The sequence below is a fragment of the Brachybacterium paraconglomeratum genome (assembly GCF_039541415.1).
Classification (GTDB): domain Bacteria; phylum Actinomycetota; class Actinomycetes; order Actinomycetales; family Dermabacteraceae; genus Brachybacterium; species Brachybacterium paraconglomeratum_A.
On the sequence record NZ_BAABGE010000004.1, the window covers coordinates 575,915 to 595,800 of the forward strand.

17 protein-coding genes are annotated in these 19,886 nt (G+C 70.1%); 2 read left to right on the forward strand and 15 right to left on the reverse strand.

Features of this window, described 5'->3' with window-relative positions; translation table 11 throughout:
• Positions 1-49 precede the first annotated feature (49 nt).
• The 10 genes from ABD893_RS07210 to ABD893_RS07255 form a co-directional block, all read right to left on the reverse strand.
• Positions 50-1,444, reverse strand: coding sequence for a TerC family protein (locus ABD893_RS07210; RefSeq protein WP_345077502.1), 1,395 nt, complete (start codon positions 1,442-1,444; stop codon positions 50-52).
• 202 nt (positions 1,445-1,646) lie between these two features.
• The gene (locus tag ABD893_RS07215) at positions 1,647-1,973 is read right to left on the reverse strand and encodes a plasmid stabilization protein (protein ID WP_345077505.1); all 327 of its coding nucleotides are present in this window, start codon (positions 1,971-1,973) and stop codon (positions 1,647-1,649) included.
• Between the two features lie 175 nt (positions 1,974-2,148).
• A complete protein-coding gene (locus ABD893_RS07220) occupies positions 2,149-3,255 on the reverse strand; it encodes a baeRF2 domain-containing protein (protein ID WP_345077508.1) in 1,107 nt (368 codons plus the stop codon).
• Positions 3,256-3,390: 135 nt separating this feature from the next.
• On the reverse strand, positions 3,391-4,209 hold the full coding sequence (locus ABD893_RS07225; protein ID WP_345077511.1) for an ABC transporter ATP-binding protein: 819 nt from the start codon (positions 4,207-4,209) through the stop codon (positions 3,391-3,393).
• Positions 4,206-5,300, reverse strand: coding sequence for a FecCD family ABC transporter permease (locus ABD893_RS07230; RefSeq protein WP_345077513.1), 1,095 nt, complete (start codon positions 5,298-5,300; stop codon positions 4,206-4,208). Before ABD893_RS07230 ends, ABD893_RS07225 begins: the two co-directional genes overlap by 4 nt.
• Positions 5,297-6,343: a FecCD family ABC transporter permease gene (locus ABD893_RS07235; protein ID WP_345077516.1), complete on the reverse strand. Its 1,047-nt coding sequence runs from the start codon at positions 6,341-6,343 to the stop codon at positions 5,297-5,299. The genes ABD893_RS07230 and ABD893_RS07235 overlap by 4 nt, the downstream gene beginning before the upstream one ends.
• Positions 6,344-6,356: 13 nt before the next feature.
• Positions 6,357-7,409, reverse strand: a complete 1,053-nt coding sequence (locus ABD893_RS07240; RefSeq protein WP_345077519.1) for an iron-siderophore ABC transporter substrate-binding protein — start codon at positions 7,407-7,409, stop codon at positions 6,357-6,359.
• A 278-nt stretch (positions 7,410-7,687) separates the two neighbouring features.
• Positions 7,688-7,987, reverse strand: coding sequence for a helix-turn-helix domain-containing protein (locus ABD893_RS07245; protein WP_345077522.1), 300 nt, complete (start codon positions 7,985-7,987; stop codon positions 7,688-7,690).
• A 62-nt stretch (positions 7,988-8,049) separates the two neighbouring features.
• Positions 8,050-9,408 (reverse strand): NtaA/DmoA family FMN-dependent monooxygenase, encoded by a 1,359-nt coding sequence (locus tag ABD893_RS07250; RefSeq protein WP_345077525.1) that lies wholly within the window; start codon positions 9,406-9,408, stop codon positions 8,050-8,052.
• A 154-nt stretch (positions 9,409-9,562) separates the two neighbouring features.
• Positions 9,563-10,213, reverse strand: a complete 651-nt coding sequence (locus tag ABD893_RS07255) for a mismatch-specific DNA-glycosylase (protein WP_345077528.1) — start codon at positions 10,211-10,213, stop codon at positions 9,563-9,565.
• A gap of 116 nt (positions 10,214-10,329) precedes the next feature.
• On the opposite strand from ABD893_RS07255, the gene ABD893_RS07260 reads away from it, so the two are divergent.
• Positions 10,330-10,920 (forward strand): thymidine kinase, encoded by a 591-nt coding sequence (locus tag ABD893_RS07260; protein ID WP_345077531.1) that lies wholly within the window; start codon positions 10,330-10,332, stop codon positions 10,918-10,920.
• A 46-nt stretch (positions 10,921-10,966) separates the two neighbouring features.
• Here the strand turns inward: ABD893_RS07260 and ABD893_RS07265 are convergent, their stop codons facing one another.
• Complete coding sequence (locus tag ABD893_RS07265) at positions 10,967-11,467, reverse strand: hypothetical protein (RefSeq protein WP_345077534.1); 501 nt, start codon at positions 11,465-11,467, stop codon at positions 10,967-10,969.
• 132 nt (positions 11,468-11,599) lie between these two features.
• Here ABD893_RS07265 and ABD893_RS07270 point away from each other — a divergent pair, with 132 nt between their 5' ends.
• Complete coding sequence (locus tag ABD893_RS07270) at positions 11,600-14,848, forward strand: GH92 family glycosyl hydrolase (protein WP_345077537.1); 3,249 nt, start codon at positions 11,600-11,602, stop codon at positions 14,846-14,848.
• On the opposite strand, the gene ABD893_RS07275 is transcribed toward ABD893_RS07270, so the two are convergent.
• The 4 genes from ABD893_RS07275 to ABD893_RS07290 all read right to left on the reverse strand — a co-directional run bounded on the left by ABD893_RS07275 (position 14,782) and on the right by ABD893_RS07290 (position 19,834).
• Positions 14,782-15,627 carry a YwaF family protein gene (locus ABD893_RS07275; protein WP_345077540.1) on the reverse strand — a complete coding sequence of 282 codons (846 nt, stop codon included), beginning with the start codon at positions 15,625-15,627 and terminating at the stop codon, positions 14,782-14,784. The genes ABD893_RS07270 and ABD893_RS07275 overlap by 67 nt on opposite strands.
• Positions 15,628-15,990: 363 nt before the next feature.
• Positions 15,991-18,039 (reverse strand): PTS fructose transporter subunit IIABC, encoded by a 2,049-nt coding sequence (locus ABD893_RS07280; protein ID WP_345077543.1) that lies wholly within the window; start codon positions 18,037-18,039, stop codon positions 15,991-15,993.
• Positions 18,040-18,119: 80 nt separating this feature from the next.
• Positions 18,120-19,076 carry a 1-phosphofructokinase family hexose kinase gene (locus ABD893_RS07285; protein WP_345077546.1) on the reverse strand — a complete coding sequence of 319 codons (957 nt, stop codon included), beginning with the start codon at positions 19,074-19,076 and terminating at the stop codon, positions 18,120-18,122.
• Complete coding sequence (locus ABD893_RS07290; RefSeq protein ID WP_345077549.1) at positions 19,073-19,834, reverse strand: DeoR/GlpR family DNA-binding transcription regulator; 762 nt, start codon at positions 19,832-19,834, stop codon at positions 19,073-19,075. The genes ABD893_RS07285 and ABD893_RS07290 overlap by 4 nt, the downstream gene beginning before the upstream one ends.
• Positions 19,835-19,886: the final 52 nt, after the last annotated feature.

Here is a 19,886-nt window from a genome sequence, read left to right on the forward strand (position 1 = left end):
TTGCGGGAGGTCGGCGCCCGCGTGCGTGGATCGGCGCCTGCGCGGGGGGTCAGCGCTTGCGTGCTGCGGCGTGGTCCTCTCGGGCCTGCGCGCGCTCACGATGCTTGGCCTCCTTCTTCGCGCGGATCTCCTCCTCCTGGACGACCGTGATGACATTGCCGCTGGGGTCAGTCGCGACGCTGCCATCGGTTCGGGTGACCACAAGACCCTCCGGCTGCTCGTCGGAGCGTTCGCCCCGTTCGTTGAATGCGAGGCGGTTGTCATGGAGCTGGTGGGCGTCGGACAGCAGCTCGCGCACGTTCTTCTCCGCCACGACCATGTCCTCGTACTTCGCGGGCAGGGAGTCGATCATCTTCTCGTGCGCGATCATGCGGTCGTACATCTGGTCGCGCTTGGCCTCGAAGGATTCGTACGTCAGCTCGATGTAAGCCAGCGCTTCTTGGTGCGCGTTGTTCACGGCCGCCTGCGCCCTCCCCTTGGGGGACAGCAGGGAGGCGAGCACCGTCACGGTGAGGACGCCGATGATCACGGTCAGGGAGAGCCCGGTGGTGATCTCAGGGACGCCCAGGACGGGCTCGCCACCATTGATGAACGGCAGGTCGTTCTCGTGCAGGGCGTGGATCACGAGCTTCACGCCGATGAAGGCGAGGATGATCGACAGTCCGTAGGAGAGGTACACCAGGCGATCCAGCAGGCCGTCGATGAGGAAGTACAGCTGGCGCAGGCCGAGCAACGAGAACACGGTTGCGGTGAACACGATGTAGGTGTTCTGGGTGAGGCCGAAGATTGCGGGGATCGAATCCAGAGCGAACAGGATGTCGGTCGCACCGATGGCGAGCATGACCAGCAGCATCGGGGTGAGGACCCGTTTGCCGTTCTCGATGGTGAAGAACTTGTCGCCGTCGTACTCGTCGGTTGCGGGCAGGAATCTCTTGACGACGCGGACGAAGAAGCTCTCCTTCTCCTCGCCCTCTGGAGTCTCCTTCTTGAGCTCGTCGAAGATCATCTTTGCAGCGGTGACCAGCAGGATCGCGCCGAAAAGGTAGAACACCCAGGCGAATGCATTGATCGCGGCCGCGCCGATCGCGATCATGCCCGAGCGGGCGATGATGGCGAAGGTGATACCGAACAGCAGCACCTTCTGCTGGTCCTCGCGAGGCACGGCGAAAGCGCCGATGATGATGAGGAAGACGAAGAGGTTGTCGACCGAGAGGGCCTTCTCGGTGACATAGCCGGCGAAGTACTCGGTGCCCATCGTGCTGCCGCCGAAGATGTACACCCCGACGCCGAAGAGCAGTGCGATGCCCACGTAGATGGCGGACCAGATCGCCGCTTCGCGAAGTGTGGGGATGTGCGCCTTGCGCACATGGAAGAAGTAGTCGAAGGCCAACAGGCCCAGGACAGCCAGGATCGTGAGGATCCAGACGAGTGGAGAGACAGTCATAGGGAACTTTCCAGATTTGGGTGGTGACCCGAGTCTCTCCACCCATCGCTCGATGCGATGGGCCGCTGCGCCCGGAGGACCGATGACAGTCCTCGTGATGACGTGCACAGCGTGGTGGATACTCCCCCGTTGCCGGGGCCGAGTCTACAGGTGGCCCCCGGGTCCCTGGGAAGCGTCTTCAAGCGGGCTCACTCCGGTGGGATCACCGATCCTCGACGGTGTCCTTCAGCTCCTCCTTGTCCATGGTCGAGCGACCCTCGACTCCCTGACGCTTCGCGTCCTGGTAGAGCTGATCCTTGGTGCGCCCCTGCGCACCGGAGTGGGAGCGCTCGCCGCCGCGCTCCGAGGGTGACTTGTCCTGGACCGAGGTGCGGCTCGCCTCCTCGGACTCGCCCTCCTGGGCCCGGGTCTTGTTCACGGTGCGGGCAGCGATCTCCTCCGCCTCGTCCTCTGAGGTGCCGCGCTCGATCTGGCTGTCCTTGATGTGCTGGTACTGGCGTTCGCGCTTCGGGCTCCAGGCCTCGGGCATGGTCACTCCTGCACTGATCGTCGGATTCGGTTCCCCGGGTGCTCCGGGCCTGCCATCCTCGTGCACTCCGCAGAAGAGCGCGAGGCGGGGGACCGAACGGTTGAGGACCCGGAGACCCGGAGACCAGGGGCCCGCGCACCGGGGAGCAGCGCAGATCGCCGCTCCCCGGCCTCGATCATTCGCGGCGGGCATCTCCGGACATCGAACCGATGCTGTTGGACGGGGTGGTCTCATCGCGCCAGCGCAGGAGCGCACCGACGCCCTCGGGGATCCCGTCGGCGTCCTCCTGGAGGGCGGAGATGGCCGCATCGGTGGCGAGCGCCCCGCGCAGCAGCTCCTCGATGCCGGCGGGCTCGTGGCCGGTGACGAACACGAGCTCCTCGACCTGTCCGCGGGAGAGGGCCTGCCAGACCTCCGCCGCACCTCCGACAGAGGCACCATCTCGGGCCTGGCTCTCCCGGAACCGCTCCGCAAGCTCCTGCTGGCGGGCTGCGATGAACTCATCGGTGGCCAGGCGCAGCTCCTCGCGGAACGGTCCGCGGTCCAGTGCGACGCCGCGACTGCCTCCCTGAACCTCGATCAGCCGCTCCCGGGTCTCCCGTCCCAGTGCGTCGCGCAGCAGGCCGATCGCGCGCACGTCGCCGCTGAGCATCACGATGTCGACCTGACGCTCCCGCAGGATCTTCTCGACCGTCCCGGCCACGGCATCGGCGTTGCGCTCCCAGGAGTCCTCGACGCGGGCCTCGTAGTTGTCCGCCCGCCAGCCGTGCTGGGCCCCACCGCCGAGGCTCGCCTTGTGGAGCACGTCGTGGCCGCCTTCGACCGTCGCGTCCTCGCCCAGCCCGTTGGAGCTGTTGCTGATCGAGGGATTCTCCGGGGAGCGCAGATGCAGGTCCGCGCCGGCACGGTCCACCACGATCAGCAGCTGGCTGACCGCGAAGGGGATCAGTCGGAGCAGGGGGAGCAGCGTCGGGAACTCCCCGCGATGGGCGGACTCCTGCAGCGGCGGCACCGGAAGCACCCGATCCACCAGGATCTCGGTGTCCGAGGCGAAGAGGGAGCGTCCGTGCCGACCGCCGAGCGGTGAGGGGCTGAGCACCGTGTCCTCGATCTGGGTGAGGAGGATCTGCGAGGCTCCCTCCGCGCCGAGCCGGGAACGCAGCTGCGCCCACCTCGCCTCGAGCTCGCCAGCGGCTTGCGGATCGGTGCGCGTGGTGTCGAGATGGACCGAGATCAGGGGACCGTTCTGGTCCAGGACAGGCGTGAGCCAAGGCAGTTTCACAGGTGACCTCCAACGTGCTCGACGTGCGGGGAGCGAGCAACCAGCTCGGCCTCGTCGCCCCGCCTGGGTCCGCTCAAGACTTTCACGCTGGGACGTCCGCCGCAAGCAGTTCAGCGGGCTCACCCGGTCCGATGCTCATGCCCCGGGGTGCTGCTGTGGGGTGTGGTGCCGGCTGATCGGGACCATCAGCGGGGTGCCGGAGACCGGGTCGGTGATGATCCGGCTGTGCACCCCGAACACCTCGAGGATCCTCTGCTCGGTCAGAACTTCGGCCGGGGCGCCCGATGCCGCGACCGAGCCGCCCGCGATCATGACGAGCTGGTCGCTGTAGCGCGCGGCGAGGTTCAGGTCGTGCAGCACCATCGCCACCGTGATCCCTCGCGCCCGGTTCAGATCGGTCAGCAGGTCCAGCACCTCGATCTGGTGGCTCACGTCCAGGAAGGTCGTGGGCTCGTCCAGCAGCAGCAGGTCCGTGCCCTGGGCGAGCGCCATCGCGACCCAGACTCGCTGCCGCTGTCCCCCGGAGAGCTCGTCCACCGGACGATCGGCGAGGTCTGCCGTGCCCGTGGTGTCCAGTGCTGCGGCGACCGCGGAGTCGTCGGTGGCGCTCCAGCGGGAGAAGAGGCCCTGGTGGGGGTGACGTCCACGGCCCACAAGATCAGCCACAGTGATCCCTTCGGGGGTGATCGGCGACTGCGGGAGCAGTCCGAGGGTGCGGGCGAGCTGTTTGGCGGGCATCCGGTGGATCTGCTGGCCGTCCAGCAGCACATGCCCTCGTGCAGGGGTGAGCAGGCGCGACATCGAGCGCAGGAGAGTTGACTTGCCGGAGGCGTTGGCGCCCACGATCGACGTGATACCTCCGGCGACCAGCTCGAGGTGGAGCCCCTCGATCACGGTGCGTTCGCCATATCCGAGGGTGAGATCCTCTGCGCGCAGGCGATGGTCGGTGGTCATAGGGAGCTCCCTCGACGATGGATGCTGATGAGCAGAAAGATCAGGAATGGGGCCCCGAGCACCCCGGTCACCACTCCCACCGGGTACCGGGTGCCGGTGGCGAACTGGCCCACCAGGTCGGCGAGCAGCACCAGCAAGGCGCCGACCAGCGCAGCGGGCAGCAGCGGTGAGCTCCCGGGCCCGATGATCCGCACGGCGGTCGGCCCCGCGAGGAACGACACGAAGGCGATCGGCCCGCAGGCCGCAGTGGCGACGGCGACCAGGCCGACGGCGGCGAACATCACCACCCGCCGCAAGCGCCCCACCCGCACTCCGAGGGCCTGGGCGGCGTCCTCGCCCAGCTGCGCGGTGCGCAGGTCCGAGGCGCACGACAGCAGCACCGGACCGAGGAGCACGAGCGCGCCGAGCACAGGCAGCGTCTGCTCCCAGGAGGAGTTGTTCAGGCTTCCGGTGAGCCAGCGCAGCGCTTCCTGGAGCTCCCACTGGCCCGCCGTCGAGAGCACCCAATCCGTCAGGCTCGTGAGCATCGCGGCGATCCCGATCCCGATCAGGATCAGCCGCGTCCCGGCCGCTCCGCCCCGCGAGGACAGCAGGTGGATCAGCAGCGCCACGGCGAGGCCCGCGACGACAGCCAGCAGGGACACCGCAGTGCCGGCCAGGCCCAGGATGACGATGCCGAAGGCCGCGGCGGCACTTGCCCCGGAGGAGATGCCGATGATGTCCGGGCTCGCCAGCGGATTGCGCAGCATCGTCTGGAACGCCACCCCGCCGAGCCCGAAGCTGGCACCGGCCAGGACGGCGAGCACGGCGCGGGGCAGCCGCAGCCGAACCACGGAGAAGCTCGCTCCGGGCACGTCATGGCCCAGGAGCACCCGCAGCACCTCGCCCGGGGAGTAGGTGGTGCGCCCGACCATGAGGGTCACGCAGAAGACCACGAGGATCGCGGCGGCGAGCGAGCAGAGGGTCACCGCCGCCCGGCGCCTGCGGCGGCGGCGCGCGGCGGTGACCCGAGCGAGGGTCGGGACGGGGGCCGCGGCGGTGGCTGTGGCGGGGGCCGCAGCGGGGGCCGCAGTGGGGTGCGGCGCGCTCACAGGTGGGACAGCTTCTGGCGGCGCACGATGGCGATGAAGACCGGCGCGCCCAGCAGGGCGGTGAGGATGCCGACAGCGAGTTCGTCGGGGCGGGCCACGATTCGTCCGAGCACGTCGGCGGCGGTGAGCAGGGCAGCGCCCACCACTGCGCTGAAGAGGAGCAGCCAGCGATGATCCGGGCCGATCAGCAACCGGCAGGCATGGGGGACCACCAGACCGACGAAGCCGATCGGTCCGGTCACGGCGGTCGTCGCCCCGCACAGCACCACTGCTCCCAGGGAGGCCGCCGCGCGGGTCAGGGCCACTCGTTCTCCCAGCCCCGCGGCGAGCTCGTCCCCGAGGGCGAGGGAGTTCAGACCTCGTGCGCTGAGCGCGCACAGCAGCGCTCCGCCCAGCAGGAATGGAGCCACCTGCAGCACGGCGGCGGTGGTGCCGCCGCCCACTCCTCCGATCTGCCAGGAGCGCACGCTGTCGCCGATGTCCGAGCGGGGAAGCACGACGGCGCTGATGAAGGAGGTCAGGGCCGCGCCGGTCGCGGCGCCGGCGAGGGCGAGTTTGAGTGGAGTGGCTCCGCCCTGGCCCAGTGAGCCCAGCGTGTAGACGAGCACCGCTGTGAGCGCCGCGCCCGCGATCGCCACCCAGATGTACGTCGAGGCGGACGTGAGCCCGAACCAGGCGATGCCCACCACGACTGCGAGCGAGGCGCCGGTGTTGATCCCGAGGATGCCGGGATCGGCGAGCGGGTTGCGGGTCACGCCCTGCATCACCGCGCCCGAGACGCCCAGCGCCGCGCCGGCCGTGACGGCGAGCAGCGTGCGCGGGATGCGGGTGGCGACAGCCGCAGGACCGAAGCCGTCCTGTGAACCGCCGAGGGCGGCGAGGATGTCCTCGAGGCCGACATCGCGGGAGCCGATCGTCACGGAGGCGACGCAGAGCAGCAGCAGGGCGACGAGGACGACGAGCAGCCAGAGCGCACGGGTGCGCGTGGCGCTGCGCAGGAGGGCCGCGGTCGTGGTGTGGCCGGCGCGAAGGGTCGTGGTCACTGGGGGATGCAGTTCAGGCGGAGGCGTTGGCGGCGCGCTCGAGTTCGACCAGGTAGTCCTCGAGGATGTAGGGGATCGCCAACGGGGTCGGGTTCGCGGCAGTGCCCAGCGGACTGTTGCTGGGAAGATGCACCACGGCGCCGTTCCTCACGGCCGGCATCTGGGACAGCAGCGGATCGCCCTCGAGAGCTGCGACGAGCTCCTGGTCGCCGTAGGTCACGATGATCTCGACATCGCCGAACCTGTCGGCCTGCTCAGCGCTGACGGATGCGGAGAACGACTCGTTCTCGGCGGAGGCGTCCTGGACGCTCTGCGCGATCTTCATGCCGAGGTCCTCGAAGAACATCGTGCGGGTGTCGTGCGCGGTGTAGAAGTTCACGGTGGAGAGGTCGGTGGTGTCCACATGCGTCAGGAACATGGCGCTCTTGCCGGCGATGGCCGGGTGCTGTGCGACGGCCTCCTCGATCTGGCCCTCGAGGTCGGTGATCAGCGCGGCGCCCTCCTCGGCCATGCCCATCCCTGCGGCGTTGACGGTGATCATGTCCCGCCAGGAGGTGCCCCAGGCGACCTCGGGGAAGGGGATGGTGGGGGCGATCTCGGTGAGGACGTCGTAGTCCTCCTGAGTGAGTCCCGAGTATGCCGCGAGGATCACGTCGGGAGAGGTGTCGGCGACGCCCTCGAGATCGATGCCGTCCGACTCGTCGAAGAGCACAGGTGCTTCGGCACCGAGCTCTTCGAGTGCTGCCTCGACCCAGGGGAGCAAGCCGTTCGCGTCGTCATCGCCGAAGTTCGCCGCCGCCATGCCTGCGGGAACCACCCCCAGCGCCAGGGGCACCTCGTGGTTCGCCCAGGCCACGGTGGTGATGACCTCGATCGTCGCAGGGATCTCGGTCTGTCCGAAGGCATGCTTGACGATCACCGTGCCCTCGCCCGTGCCCTCGCTCGTGCCGTCGGTGGCGGCCCCGGCGTCGCTCGGGGAGGTCGAGCTCTCCGTGGAGCAGCCGGTCAGAACGGCGGCGAGGGTGAGCGCGGAACCGGCGAAGGCACGACGGGAGAACTGGGTCATGGAAGACCTTTCAGGAGGCCGCGAGGCGGCGCGGGTGGACGAGCAGCGCCCGTGCCTGGATCCGATCGTCCGGCGGCGTCCAGAACGGCGCAGCCCCGTGGCGGGATCTGCGGCTCGAGCCGGGGCCGACGGAGACGATGCGACCTACGACTTAGGTTAGCCTCACCAAAGTTAATGGCCGGGCGGCCTGTCCGCAAGGCGATCACTCGGACAGGGCCTGTCGCGCTCCGGACACGCCGAGCGTGGGCGCCTCGACGGGGCGCCCTTCGCGCCGTGCCTCATCCCGCGGTGTGCAGCCCCTGTCGGGGATCATCGGCGGCGTCCTCGCTTGCCGTTCCGTCCGGCATCGGGCCGGCCAGTCGACGCCGGTACTGACCGGGCGTCAGGCCTGTGACCGGCCGGAACGCTGCGGTGAACGCGCTCGCCGGGCGGTAGTCGACGAGGAGTGCCACCTCCTCGATCGAGTGGTCGCCCGTCAGCAGGGACAGGGCGTTCTGTGCGCGGGCCGTCGCTGACCGGTCGCGGAAGGTCATCCCCGTGGCCGCCTCGAAGGCGAGCGTGAGTGTGTGCGAGCTCACGCCCAGCGCTGCGCCCAGCTCTCGAGCGGCACCGGCTCGGCAGGGATCGATCGCTCCGCTGCTCAGACCCCGTGCTCCGTAAAGGCCCCCCGGAACTGCGCGGCAGGATGCTCCGCCGGGAGCCGGTCGCTCCCGCTCAGCCGACGGCGCAGGGTGCCCTCCAGCTCGGGCAGGCGGCCGCGCTCCCGCAGGATCGGGGAGACCAGCTCCGCGAAGTCGCGCACGGTGTCGAAGGAGTGGTACTGGCGCAGGTTGATCCCATCGATGCCCTCCACGTCGAGCCAATGCTCGATCGCGTCGGCGACCACCTCGGGCGTGCCGGCCACGAAGAACCGGTCCTGCCAGGCCTCGTCGACAGCATCCAGCAGCTCGCCGACGGTCGAGGTCGCGCCCCGTCGGCCGACGGGGGTGTCTGCCGGCAGCCCCTCGGCCTCGAGCGCTTCGGCGATGGTCCGGTCCCGCGGGTGCTCGAGCGCACGGATCGGGACCGACTGGTGCACGAGCATGCCCTCGAGCGAGCGATGCTCCCGGTATTGGGTGAGCTTCGCGTCGACCTCCTCCTGGGTGCGGGCCGTGATCACGGCCGCCTGGACCACGAACTTCGGGGCGGCGGGATCGCGACCGGCCTCTGCGGCAGCGGCGCGCACGGCCGGAACTGTGCGCTCGAGCAGCGGACCGTGGGTGAAGACCAGCTCGGCATGGCGTCCGGCGCGGAGCGCGCCCGCGGGGGAGGCGGTGGCGAGGATCAGGGTCGGGGTGCGCTGCGGGGAGGGCTCGGACAGGTGCGGCCCGGCGACGGAGAAGTTCTCTCCGACGTGGTCGATGCGGTGGACCTTCGTGGGGTCCGCGTAGATGCCGGCGTCGGCGTCACGCACCACGGCGTCCTCCTCCCATGAGCCCTCCCAGAGCTTGTAGACCACCTCGAGGTATTCGTCGGCGATCTCGTAGCGGTGATCGTGCTCGATCTCGTCGGCGAGGCCGAAGTTGCGGGCGGCATTGGGCAGGTAGGAGGTGACGATGTTCCAGCCCACCCTTCCGCCGGTGAGGTGGTCCAGGGTGGACATGCGCCGGGCGAAGGCGAAGGGCGGCTCGTAGCTGGTGGAGAAGGTGATCCCGAAGCCGAGACGCTCGGTCACCGCGGCCATCGCCGGGACCACCAGCATCGGATCGTTGTTAGGGATCTGCAGCCCCTCCCGCAGGGCCGCCTCGGCGGAGCCGCCGTAGGTGTCATAGGCGCCCACGACATCGGCGAGGAATATCGCGGTGAACCCACCGGACTCAGCGATCTGCGCGAGCTCGGTCCAGTACGTCAGGTCGGTGTAGCGGTGGCGGTTGTTGCCGGGCAGCCGCCACAGCCCATGCGTGATGTGGCCGACGCAGTTCATCTCGAACAGGTTCAGGATCAAGGGCTTGGGGGACACGAGGGCTCCGCTCGTCGGTGTCGTCAGTTCAGAGGTGCTGCACTGCACGATCCGCCCTGCGTCGGGTCGGCGCACGTCCTGTGAACGACGGTGACCCTGGAATGCGATCGTGATCCCGAAGGGGCCCAAGGTCTGCCCGGCCCGCCTCCGGTGGTCAGCTCTCGTCGTGGTGCTGGACGCCGACGCTGCGGGCGACCTCACGCCAGTTCTCGGCGAGCGACGCCACGGAGGCGTGGGCGTTCAGCCCGCTCGGCTGCGGCACCACCCACAGTGCGATGTCCGCAGGCCAGCCCTCGACCTCGGCGGGGTCCTGGAGGCCGAGCCGGGCCTTGGGCACAGAGTACGCGGAGCGGAATGCGGTGATCCCCGCGATCGCGACGGCCTGTGGCCGCAGCTGCTCCATCCGGGCGATCAGCTGCGCGCCGGAGCGCTGCAGCTCCTCCCGTCCCAGCTCATCGGCACGCACGGTGGCGCGCCCGATCAGATTCGTGATGCCGATACCACGTCGGTGGAGATCCTGCTCGTCCTCGGGATCCAGCCCGCGAGAGGCATCGACCAGCCTTGAGGTGAGCCCCGCCCGGTGCAGCGAGGGCCAGAACCGGTTGCCCGGCCGGGCGAAGGGGGCGTTGACCGCGGCGGTCCAGAGGCCGGGATTGATGCCGACGATCAGCAGCCGCAGCGGCGGGTCCTGTGCCGGATCAGGGAGCACATCGTCGATCGACTGCGGATCCGGGGTGGCGAAGGTGGCGAGATCCTGCTTGGTCGGCTTCCGGCCCGCGAGGGGAGAGGGGCGCCGAATGCTCATCCTGGCACTGTACTGCGGAGCCGCTGCATTGCGGAGCGCAGGTGCTGAGGAGCCGCAGTGCTGTGACGCGCAGGCTCTGCAGGCGTGGCCCGGCAGCCCGCGCGTACGCTGGGAGCATGCGCCCCATGGAGGCAGGACGACTGCACGTGATCGCGGGTCCGATGTTCGCCGGCAAGACCGAAGAGCTGCTGCGGAGAGTCCACCGCGCCCGCCTGGCCGGGCTGAGGGTGGAGGTGGTCGGGCACCGTCTGGACGAGCGCAGCGGAGCTGACCGGCTGAGCTCCCACGCCGGGCGTTCGCTTCCCGCGCGCATGCTCGAGCATGCCGAGGAGCTGCTGGTGCTGACCGGACAGGACAGACCCCACACGGTCGCGATCGACGAGGCGCAGTTCTTCGGCCCGCCGATCATCCCAGTGATCGAGGCGCTGCTGGAGGCCGGGATCCAGGTCGAGGTCGCAGGGCTGTGCCTCACCTACGACGGAGAGCCCTTCGCCCCGCTGCCGACGCTGATGGCACAGGCCGAGGAGGTGGTGAAGCTGACGGCGGTGTGCACGGTCTGCGGCGCCGACGCCGCCTTCCACGTGCGACTGATCGCCGACGGGGCGACGGCGCTGCAACCGACCGCAGCACAGGTGGGCGGTGCCGAGTCCTACCAGGCCAGATGCCGCAGCCACCGGCGCGATGCGGCGCCGCCCGGACCCGAGTGATGCGCCCGCCGTGCCCACCGCGCAGCAGACCTGCGGAGTGCCGAGATCATTCGATCGGGGGTGTGCTCGCGTCGATCGGCTGCAGGCCGTCGAGGTCCCACTGTCCGTCGATGCGGCGCACGAAGAAGCGGACCTCGGCCTGGACCGGTTGACCGTCGCGGGTGAACGACTCGGTGACATCGAAGATCGCATAGCCCTGCCGGTTGACCCGGTCATCGACGGTGTAGTCGGCGGTGCCGCCGGCGGAGAACGCCGCCTCGAAGTCCGCGCAGCTGGTCAGGCCGAAGCCCTCCCGGAACTGCTCTGTCGTGGAGTTCTCGTACAGCTCGCAGTCTCCGCTCTCGAGCGAGGTGTAGAAGTCATCGACGGTGTCCTCCGGATTGCCGCGGTGGAGCACCTGGAAGGCGATGAAGAGCGCGAACGCTGCGATCACCAGCAGGCTGACGGCGGCGCAGCCTCCGACCAGCAGCCAATGCCACATCGGGCGCTTGGGGCGACCGGCCCCTGGGGCCTGTGGGCGCCCCTGCTGAGGCTGTGCGTAGACCATGACTTCTCCCGGCGTTCGTGTGGTGTCCCGGGCCAGTATTCCGCACTCCGTACGGTGGTGCGATGGGGAGCACTCCCCGCTCTCGGGCACGCCTGACCCGCAGAGCCCCGGCCAGTCGATAGCCTGGCGTGCATGATCGTCATCGCAGACCAGGGCCCCGTCGGGTCGCCGACCAGCAAGGACGGCGCCGGGTTCCTCGCACCCTCGGCACTGCGGTACACCGGCAGCGCCGGAGAACGCACCGACGTTGCGATGCCCCTCCTCCCAGGACTGGATCAGCTCGCCGGGCGCACGATCGCCCCCGGTGAGGTGCTGCGCTGGTTCGTGCATCCCGCGCTGGATGCACCCCAGACCTGGGGTGCGACCTTCGTCGCGATCGATCTGGTGCTCGACGACGGCAGCCGGCTCTCAGACCTGGTGCCCCACGACCAGTACGGGACCACCGCCACTGCGCGAGGCCTCGGCGAGGCGAAGATCCTCTTCGCGGACCAGTGGAACGACGTGCAGGTGGGCGTAGCGGATCTCGTCGGCCGCACGATCACCGAGGTGCTGCTGGTGCTCGACGCCCCGGAGGATCCCGACGGCGACCTGCTCGACTCGATCGACGAGGTCGACGGGCCGGACGACCTGCGTCGTGCCGACGACGCGACGCTCACCGGCTGGATCGATGGCCCCTATCTGGGGGAGCCACCCGCCGACCCTCCGCTCGAGGACCCGGTGGCCTGGGTCGACACCCGCCGCGGCAGCCATGCCTCCGGCGAATTCTCGCGCGGGAACACCCTGCCGCTGACCGCCATGCCGAACGGCTTCGCCCTCTTCACCCCGGCGACCGACGCGCGCACCCGGCGGTGGGTATACGAGTACCACCGCGCCAATGGCCCGGACAACCGTCCCCGCCTCCAGGGCATGGCGCTGTCCCACCAGCCCAGCCCCTGGATGGGCGACCGGCACCAGCTGATGATGATGCCGCTGCTCGGCGCCATGCCCGATGCGAGCCCGTCAGCCCGCGCGCGAGGATTCGACCATGACCGCGAGACCGCACGGCCGGATCTCTACGAGGTCGCGTTGGACGGCGACATCGCCCTGCGGCTGGCGCCGACCGGTCACGGCGCGATCTGCGAGATCGACCTGCCCGAGCAGGAGCAGGGCCCGCACCTGCTGATCGAGGGCATCGATGAGAACTCGCGGGTCGATGCGGCGGGATCCGTCTTCGACGGTCGCCTGCACGCCTGGGTGGACTCGTCCCCGGCGCTGGGGCAGTCCCGTACCGAGGGCGCCACCCGCATGTACCTGCTGGGGCAGGTGGATCCGGCGCCGGTCTCCGTGGACCAGGCCCGCGGGGAGAGCCGCGGCAGCGTGCTCACGTTCGCCCCCGGCACCCGCCGGGTCACGGTGCGACTGGTGACCAGCTATCTCGGGCTCGAGCAGTGCCGGCGCACCTTCAGCCAGGAGCTCGCCGGGCGCAGCTTCGAGGAGGTCCATGCGGCCGCCCACGCGGCCTGGGCCGAGCGGCTGCAGGTGTTCGACGTCCCCGACGCTGCTCCCGCCCAGCGTCGCACTCTGTACGGCAACCTCTATCGGCTGAACCTCTATCCCACCTCGCAGTGGGAGAACGCGGGGACCCCCGAGCGTCCCGAGCCGGTCCACGCGAGTCCGGTGCTGCCGGTCAAGGGCGCCGCGACCGCGACCCGTACCAACGCCCAGGTGATCCCGGGGAAGATGTTCGTCAACCACGGGTTCTGGGATACCTATCGCACCGCCTGGCCCGCCTACGCGCTGTTCTATCCGCAGCTCGCCGCCGAACTCGCGGACGGGTTCGTCCAGCAGTATCGCGAGGGTGGCTGGATCGCCCGCTGGTCCGCTCCGGGCTATGCGGACTGCATGACCGGCACCAGCAGCGATATCGCCTTCGCGGATCTCCACACCAAAGGGGTCCCGCTGCCCGATCCGCTCTCCGCCTACGACGCGGGTCTGCGCAACGCAACCGTGGCGCCGCCCTTCCCCGAGGTGGGGCGCAAGGGCAACGAGCGGGCGGTGTTCACCGGCTATGTCGACACCGATACCGAGGAGTCCGTCTCCTGGGCCCTCGAGGCGCATATCAACGACGCCGGGCTCGCCGCCCAGGCCGAGCTGCTCGCGCAGCGCGCCGAGACCGAAGGTGATGTCGTGGCCGCCGCGCAACTGCGCGAAGAGGCGCACTATCTCGCGGCACGCAGCCTGAACTACCCGTTGCTGTTCGACCCCGCGATCGAGTTCTTCCAGGGCCGACGCGCCGACGGCGCCTTCGCGCAGAGCCCCGAGGAGTACGACCCGCGCGTATGGGGCGGGGACTACACGGAGACCGACGGTTGGAACTTCGCCTTCCACGTCCCGCATGACGGCGAGGGGCTCGCGGCCCTGTACGGCGGCCGCGACATGCTGCGCGGACGGCTCGAGGAATTCTTCGACACCCCGGAGCGTGCGGACCGACAGGGCAGCTACGACACGGTCATCCACGAGATGGTCGAGGCCCGGGCGGTGCGGATGGGCCAGTTCGGGATGTCCAACCAGCCCTCCCACCACATCCCCTTCCTCTTCCACCACGTCGGTGCCCCCGAGGAGGCCTCCCGGATCGTGCGCGAAGTGCATCGGCGGCTCTTCGTCGGCGAGCAGATCGGTCAGGGGTATCCGGGCGATGAGGACAACGGCGAGATGAGCGCATGGTGGCTGCTCACGGCGCTGGGCCTGTACCCGCTGCAGCTCGGGACCGGTCGGTACCACCTGGTGGCGCCGTTGTTCCCGCGAGCGACCCTGCGTCCCCTCGGCGGGACGCCCTTCTCGGTGACCACACAGGCGCAGGATCCGCAGGATGCCTGCATCACCGGCATGACCGTGGACGGCCTGGAGCACAGCGACTCCTGGATCGATCACGCGGATCTGCGCGGCCGTCTGCATCTGCGCCTTGCGGCGGAGCCCGCGGACTGGGGCGGGATCCCGCCGTCCCCGAGCTCGCCGGGGGAGCGGCCGGAGCCGCTGCGGGACCTGTTCGCCGCCGACCCGTCGGATCCGCTGCTGGACGATGATTCCTGCACCGAGCGGGCCTTCGGGACCGCGAGTGCGGTGATCGCGCTGCCGGAGCTGGGTGAGCCCCAGCAGGCCCGCTTCCTCACCCTCACCTCTTCGGCACAGACCGGTGGGGATCCGATCGCCTGGCGGCTGGAGGGATCGGACGACGCGGCCAGCTGGACAGTGCTCGACGCTCGTTCGGCGCAGCGCTTCCGCTGGCGCCAGCAGACCCGGCCTTTCGAGATCGCGAACCCCCGGCCGTGTCTCCATCACCGCTTGGTGGTGACGACCTCCGAGGGGCGGCTCCGGCTGGCGGAGATCGAGCTGCTGGCCTGAGGCGGCCTGGTCTGAGACGCCTCGCCGTGCGGGATCTCGCCTGGAAGGACCTGAGGTTCGGGCCAGCGCCTGAGCAGCCCGCCGCGGCCTGTGAGCGGGGTGCCCGCCCGTCGGTCGAGCGCCACCCACGGCCAGGTCATCAGCGCCCAGACCGCAGCGATCAGCGCCGCTTCGACCAGCAGGTACTGCGGCCACGGGCCGAGCAGGTCCAGGATCGAGGGCCCGGCGGGCGCTCGGTTGAGGTAGCCGTAGTTCGCGCCGGTCAGGGCGTTTCCGGTGAAGGCGATCGCGGCCCAGGCGGCCGTCGCCGCATAGGCGAGGCCATAGCCCCGCCAGGTGGGGCGATAGCCGAGCCCCCAGATCAGCACCACGGGGGCCAGCAGTCCGGCGCCGTGCGCGAGCCAGTACTGCGTGAACTCCAGCGGCACCCACACGAAATAGTTCACGTCCGGGGTGAGCACGGACTGCAGGTTCAAGGTCAGGCCCCAGAACCAGCTGACCACGATCGCCCATCGGGTCTGCGTGATCAGCGCCAACGGCACGAGGAACCGCAGCGCGTCGGAATAGTGCAGCGGGAGGGACTCGTGGAGATTCCAGGCCCAGGGCATGAAGCCCCACGCGGTCCAGAACACGGCGTTGGCCAGCAGCAGCCAGCCCGCGATGCGAAGCACCCGGTCGACCCGCTGCGGCGCTGAGCGGCGGGCCCACAGGACCAGCACCAGCGCAGCGACCACGAGCAGGACGAGCATGGACAGGTGGGCGGCGCCGTAGGCGGGCATGTGCCCCAGCGGTCCCGCGGCCCACAGACCGCTCGGGCTGCCAGGACTGCCGAGACCGCCAGGTACGTCAGGACTGCTCGGGCTGCCCGTGCTGAGGCTTTCCGGCATCTGTGCTCCTTGTGCGTCGTCGCTCCGCCCGAGCATACGGAAGCGCCCCGCCGTGGCGGGGCGCTTCCGTTCACGGGAGTCCGAGGAGCGGTGCGCCGAGAATGACCGGGCCGAGATCGACCTTCGGTACAAAATCGTGGCGATAACGTGTACCGAAGGTCGTTCTCGCCGTGACGCGTCGCCGGGCGCGCCTCCTCGGGAACCCTGGTGCGGGTCGCAGCGCCCCGACAGGACGGGGGCGTGAGCTGTGGCGGCTCAGGCGATAGTGCCCTGGCGGCGGCTGCTGAGCTCCTTGAGCAGCGTCACCAATGCGGCCGAGACCAGGGTGCCGGCGAGGATCGCGACCACGAAGCCCCAGACCGGGGAGATCGCGAAGGCCACGAAGATGCCTCCGTGCGGAGCCTGGGACCCCACCCCTATCGCCATGATCAGCGCACCGGTGACGGCGCCTCCAGCCATCGAGGAGGGGATCACGCGCAGCGGGTCCGCCGCGGCGAAGGGAATCGCGCCCTCCGTGATGAACGCAGCACCGAGCAGCCAGGCCGTAGTGCCGTTCTCCCGCTCGACGGGGGAGTAGAGCTTCCGGCGCACCAGGGTGGACAGCGCCATCGCCAGCGGCGGGACCATGCCCGCCGCCATCACAGCGGCCATGATCTGGAAGGACGCCTCGGTGCCCTGTGACAGACCGGCGGTGGCGAACAGGTAGGCCGCCTTGTTCACAGGCCCGCCCAGGTCCAAGCACATCATCAGCCCGATGATCACGCCCAGCAGGATCGCGGAGGAGCCGGACATGCCGGTCAGACCGTCCTGCAGAGCGGTCATCAGGGAGGCCAGCGGCTTGCCGAGGAACACCAGCATCAGGCCGCCCACCACGAGGGTGGTCAGCAGCGGGATGATCACCACGGGCATCAGACCGGCGAGCCACCGCGGCGGCTTCAGAGTGGTGAACCACAGCGCCACCAGGCCTGCGAGCAGGCCGGTGATGAGGCCGCCGAGGAAGCCGGCGCCGACTGCTACGGACACCGCGCCGCCGATGAAGCCGGGGGCGATGCCGGGCCGTCCGGCCAGGCCGAAGGCGATATAGCCGGACAGTGCCGCGACCAGGAATCCCATCCCCAGGTTGCCCAGGGTGAACAGCACAGCGCCGAGGTAGAGGGCCAGGCCCGCACGCTCGGTCTGCATCGTCCCGGTCGCGCCCTCGTACTCCTGCGCGCCGGGCAGCGAGGTCAGGGAGAAGCTGGTCGCGACGTCCTGGGCGACGAAGGCGACATCGAATCCGGCGATGAGGAAGCCCAGCGCCATCAGGAGGCCGCCCGCGGCGACGAAGGGGATCATGTAGGACACGCCGGTCATCACGGCGCCCTGGATCCGGCGCGGCCAGGACTGGTGGGTCCCGGAGCCCGCCGACTCGGTTGCGCCTTCGCCGCCTGCGGCCGACGGGACCCGCCGGGCCGAAGGATCTGAGACGGCTGCGATGGCCTCGTCGAGCATCTGCGGGCCGTGGGAGATGGCGCGCTTGACCGGATGCTCCACCAGGGGCAGGCCCGCGAACCGCTCACGACCGGAGATGTTGACGTCGGCGGCGATGATCAAGGCGCTCGCCGCGGCGATCTGCTCCTCGGTGAACGGGGTGATGCCGCCGGAGCCCTGGGTCTCCACATGCAGCTCGATGCCCTTCTCCTTCGCGGCATTCTCGAGCGACTCGGCCGCCATATAGGTGTGGGCGATGCCGGTGGGGCAGGAGGTGATGGCCAGCAGCACCGGGGCGGCGGTGTCGGTGTCGTGCTGCGCCGCCGGGGCTGTCGCTGCAGCCGTCCCGGTATCCGCAGCCGCCACAGCGGCAGGTTCCGGCGCGGGCTCGAGCACAGCCATCACCAGGTCGGAGACCTCGTGGGGCTCCTTCGCGGCACGCAGGTCCGCCAGGAACTCGGGGCGGATGAGGGCCCGGGAGAGCTGGGCGAGCAGCTTCAGATGCTGGTCGTCGGTGCCGGCGGGAGCGGCGATGCCGATGATCAGATCTGCCGGACCGTCGGCGGAGCCGAAGTCCACGGGCTCGGACAGGCGCAGGAAGCCCAGCGCCGCTTCATGCACTGCCTCAGTGCGGCAGTGGGGGATCGCGAAGCCGCCGGGCATACCGGTGGCGAAGGACTCCTCGCGCTTGAGCAGCCCCGCCTCCAGGCCATCGCGATCCGCGCGGCCGGTGGCGGAGATCAGATCAGCCATCATGCCGATCACAGCGTGCTTGTCGCCGGGAGGATCGACCTCGAGACGGACCAGCTCTGGGGTCATCAAGGGAGCGGACATGGGTTCTCCTTCGAACGGTCTCCTCCGCGATCGCGGAGTGAGGAAGTGCAGGGTGGGGACAGGGTCAGGGGCGGATGCCGTCAGAGGCGGACGACGCTGGTGGCGTCGATGCGCACCTGGTCGGGTCGGGGGATGGTGGTGCCGGGCAGGCCGACGGCGGCCGTCCCGTAGGCGAGAGCGCGGGCCAGGCGCTGCGCCGGGTCCTCTCCGAGGTCGCGGGCGATGAGGTATCCCGCCGTCGCCGAATCGCCGGCCCCGACGGTCGAGACCACCGGACCTGCGGCGGAGGGGGAGTACCAGGCGCCGCCCTCGGTGGCGAGCAGGCCTCCGGCGCCGCCGAGAGTCACCAGCACGGCGCCGACGCCGCGGCCATGCAGATCCAGGGCGGCCTCGCGCACTCCGGTGAGGTCGCCGTCCGCGGCCTGCTGCTCGAGCGCATCCCCGTCGGTGCCGACGATCTGTCCGAGCTCTTCGGCGTTCGGCTTGAGGAAGTCCGGAGCGACCTGCGGCAGTGCGGCGGCGAGTGCCATGAGCGGCGCGTCGGAGGTGTCGACCCCGACCCGGGCACCCTGGTCGTGGAGCAGCTGCACCAGGCGCACATATTCGTCGACCGGCAGGCCCGGAGCCAGGGAGCCGGAGAGCATCACAGTGTCCAGCGGACCTGCGATTCCCAGCAGGAGCTGCTCGAGCGCGGCGGACTCGGAGGCGGACAGGGTCGCCCCGGGCTCATTGAGCTTGGTGGTGAGCTGCGGGCTCGAGAGCACGGTGAGGTTGGTGCGCACCCGACCCGCGATCGGGCTGGAGCGGACCGTCAGCCCCTCGGCGGCGAGCAGCGGAAGCAGCGGGTCCTCCGGTGCTGCCGGGAGCACCGCCGTGACCGGCAGGCCCGCCCGGTGCACGCCGAGCGCCACATTGATGCCCTTGCCGCCGGGTTGGGTGCGGTCCGCGCCGATGCGATGTACACCGCCCGGAGTGAGCGGGCCGCCGAGGTCCACTGTCCGATCCAGCGAAGGGTTCGCGGTGAAGGTGATGATCATGCGCAGATCACCTCGACCCCGGCCTCGAGGAGCAGCGCGTGCAGCTCAGGAGCGGGCGGGGCGTCGGTGACCAGGACATCGATCTCCGTGAGCGCGGCGAAGGTGACCAGCCTGGCGACGCCGAACTTCGAGGAATCCGCGAGGACCACCCGACGCTCGGCGGACCTCACCATCGCCGTCTTCACCGCGGCTTCGTCGGGGTCGGGAGTGGTGAAGCCTTCGGGCCCCAGCCCGTTGCAGCCGAGGAAGACGACCTCAGGGTGCAGCAGGCGGATCGCGTCGACCGTGGCGGCTCCGACCGCGGCCTCTGTGGCGGGCCGCACCCGGCCGGGCAGCACGTGCACGGCCAGGTCGGTGTGGCGCAGGGCCCCCTGCGCGATCGCAGGAGCGTTGGTGATCACGGGGCCGCGGCGACCGTCGAGGTGGGGGAGCAGCTCGCCGGTGGTGGTGCCGGCGTCCAGCAGCACAGCGGCGTGGGGATCGGAGGGCAGCAGACGTGCCGCGGCGAGGGCCAGGCGCTGCTTGGCCTCGATATTGGTGATCCGACGGGCCTCGAGATCCGGCTCCACTTCAGCGGTGGTCCGGGCGATGGCGCCGCCGTGCACACGGGCCAGGAGTCCACGGTCGGCGAGCTGGTCGAGGTCGCGACGGATGGTCTCGGTGGCCACCTCGTACTGTGCGGCGAGATCGGTGACGGTGACACGGCCGGAGCCGGTCAGCGCGTCCAAGATCTGATGTCGGCGCTCTGGGGCGTACATGCATCCACCTGCTTCATCGACGGGGCGGGAGCGGTTGGTCCGGAAGGTCAGG

Excerpts from the sequence above, each read along its gene's own strand:
- ABD893_RS07260 (WP_345077531.1), top strand. The coding sequence starts at position 10,330 with ATGCGCCCCATGGAGGCAGGACGACTGCACGTGATCGCGGGTCCGATG.
- ABD893_RS07275 (WP_345077540.1), bottom strand. The coding sequence starts at position 15,627 with ATGCCCGCCTACGGCGCCGCCCACCTGTCCATGCTCGTCCTGCTCGTG.
- ABD893_RS07265 (WP_345077534.1), bottom strand. The coding sequence starts at position 11,467 with ATGGTCTACGCACAGCCTCAGCAGGGGCGCCCACAGGCCCCAGGGGCC.
- ABD893_RS07255 (WP_345077528.1), bottom strand. The coding sequence starts at position 10,213 with ATGAGCATTCGGCGCCCCTCTCCCCTCGCGGGCCGGAAGCCGACCAAG.
- ABD893_RS07240 (WP_345077519.1), bottom strand. The coding sequence starts at position 7,409 with ATGACCCAGTTCTCCCGTCGTGCCTTCGCCGGTTCCGCGCTCACCCTC.
- ABD893_RS07225 (WP_345077511.1), bottom strand. The coding sequence starts at position 4,209 with ATGACCACCGACCATCGCCTGCGCGCAGAGGATCTCACCCTCGGATAT.
- ABD893_RS07290 (WP_345077549.1), bottom strand. The coding sequence starts at position 19,834 with ATGTACGCCCCAGAGCGCCGACATCAGATCTTGGACGCGCTGACCGGC.
- ABD893_RS07280 (WP_345077543.1), bottom strand. The coding sequence starts at position 18,039 with ATGTCCGCTCCCTTGATGACCCCAGAGCTGGTCCGTCTCGAGGTCGAT.
- ABD893_RS07285 (WP_345077546.1), bottom strand. The coding sequence starts at position 19,076 with ATGATCATCACCTTCACCGCGAACCCTTCGCTGGATCGGACAGTGGAC.
- ABD893_RS07270 (WP_345077537.1), top strand. The coding sequence starts at position 11,600 with ATGATCGTCATCGCAGACCAGGGCCCCGTCGGGTCGCCGACCAGCAAG.
- ABD893_RS07215 (WP_345077505.1), bottom strand. The coding sequence starts at position 1,973 with ATGCCCGAGGCCTGGAGCCCGAAGCGCGAACGCCAGTACCAGCACATC.
- ABD893_RS07210 (WP_345077502.1), bottom strand. The coding sequence starts at position 1,444 with ATGACTGTCTCTCCACTCGTCTGGATCCTCACGATCCTGGCTGTCCTG.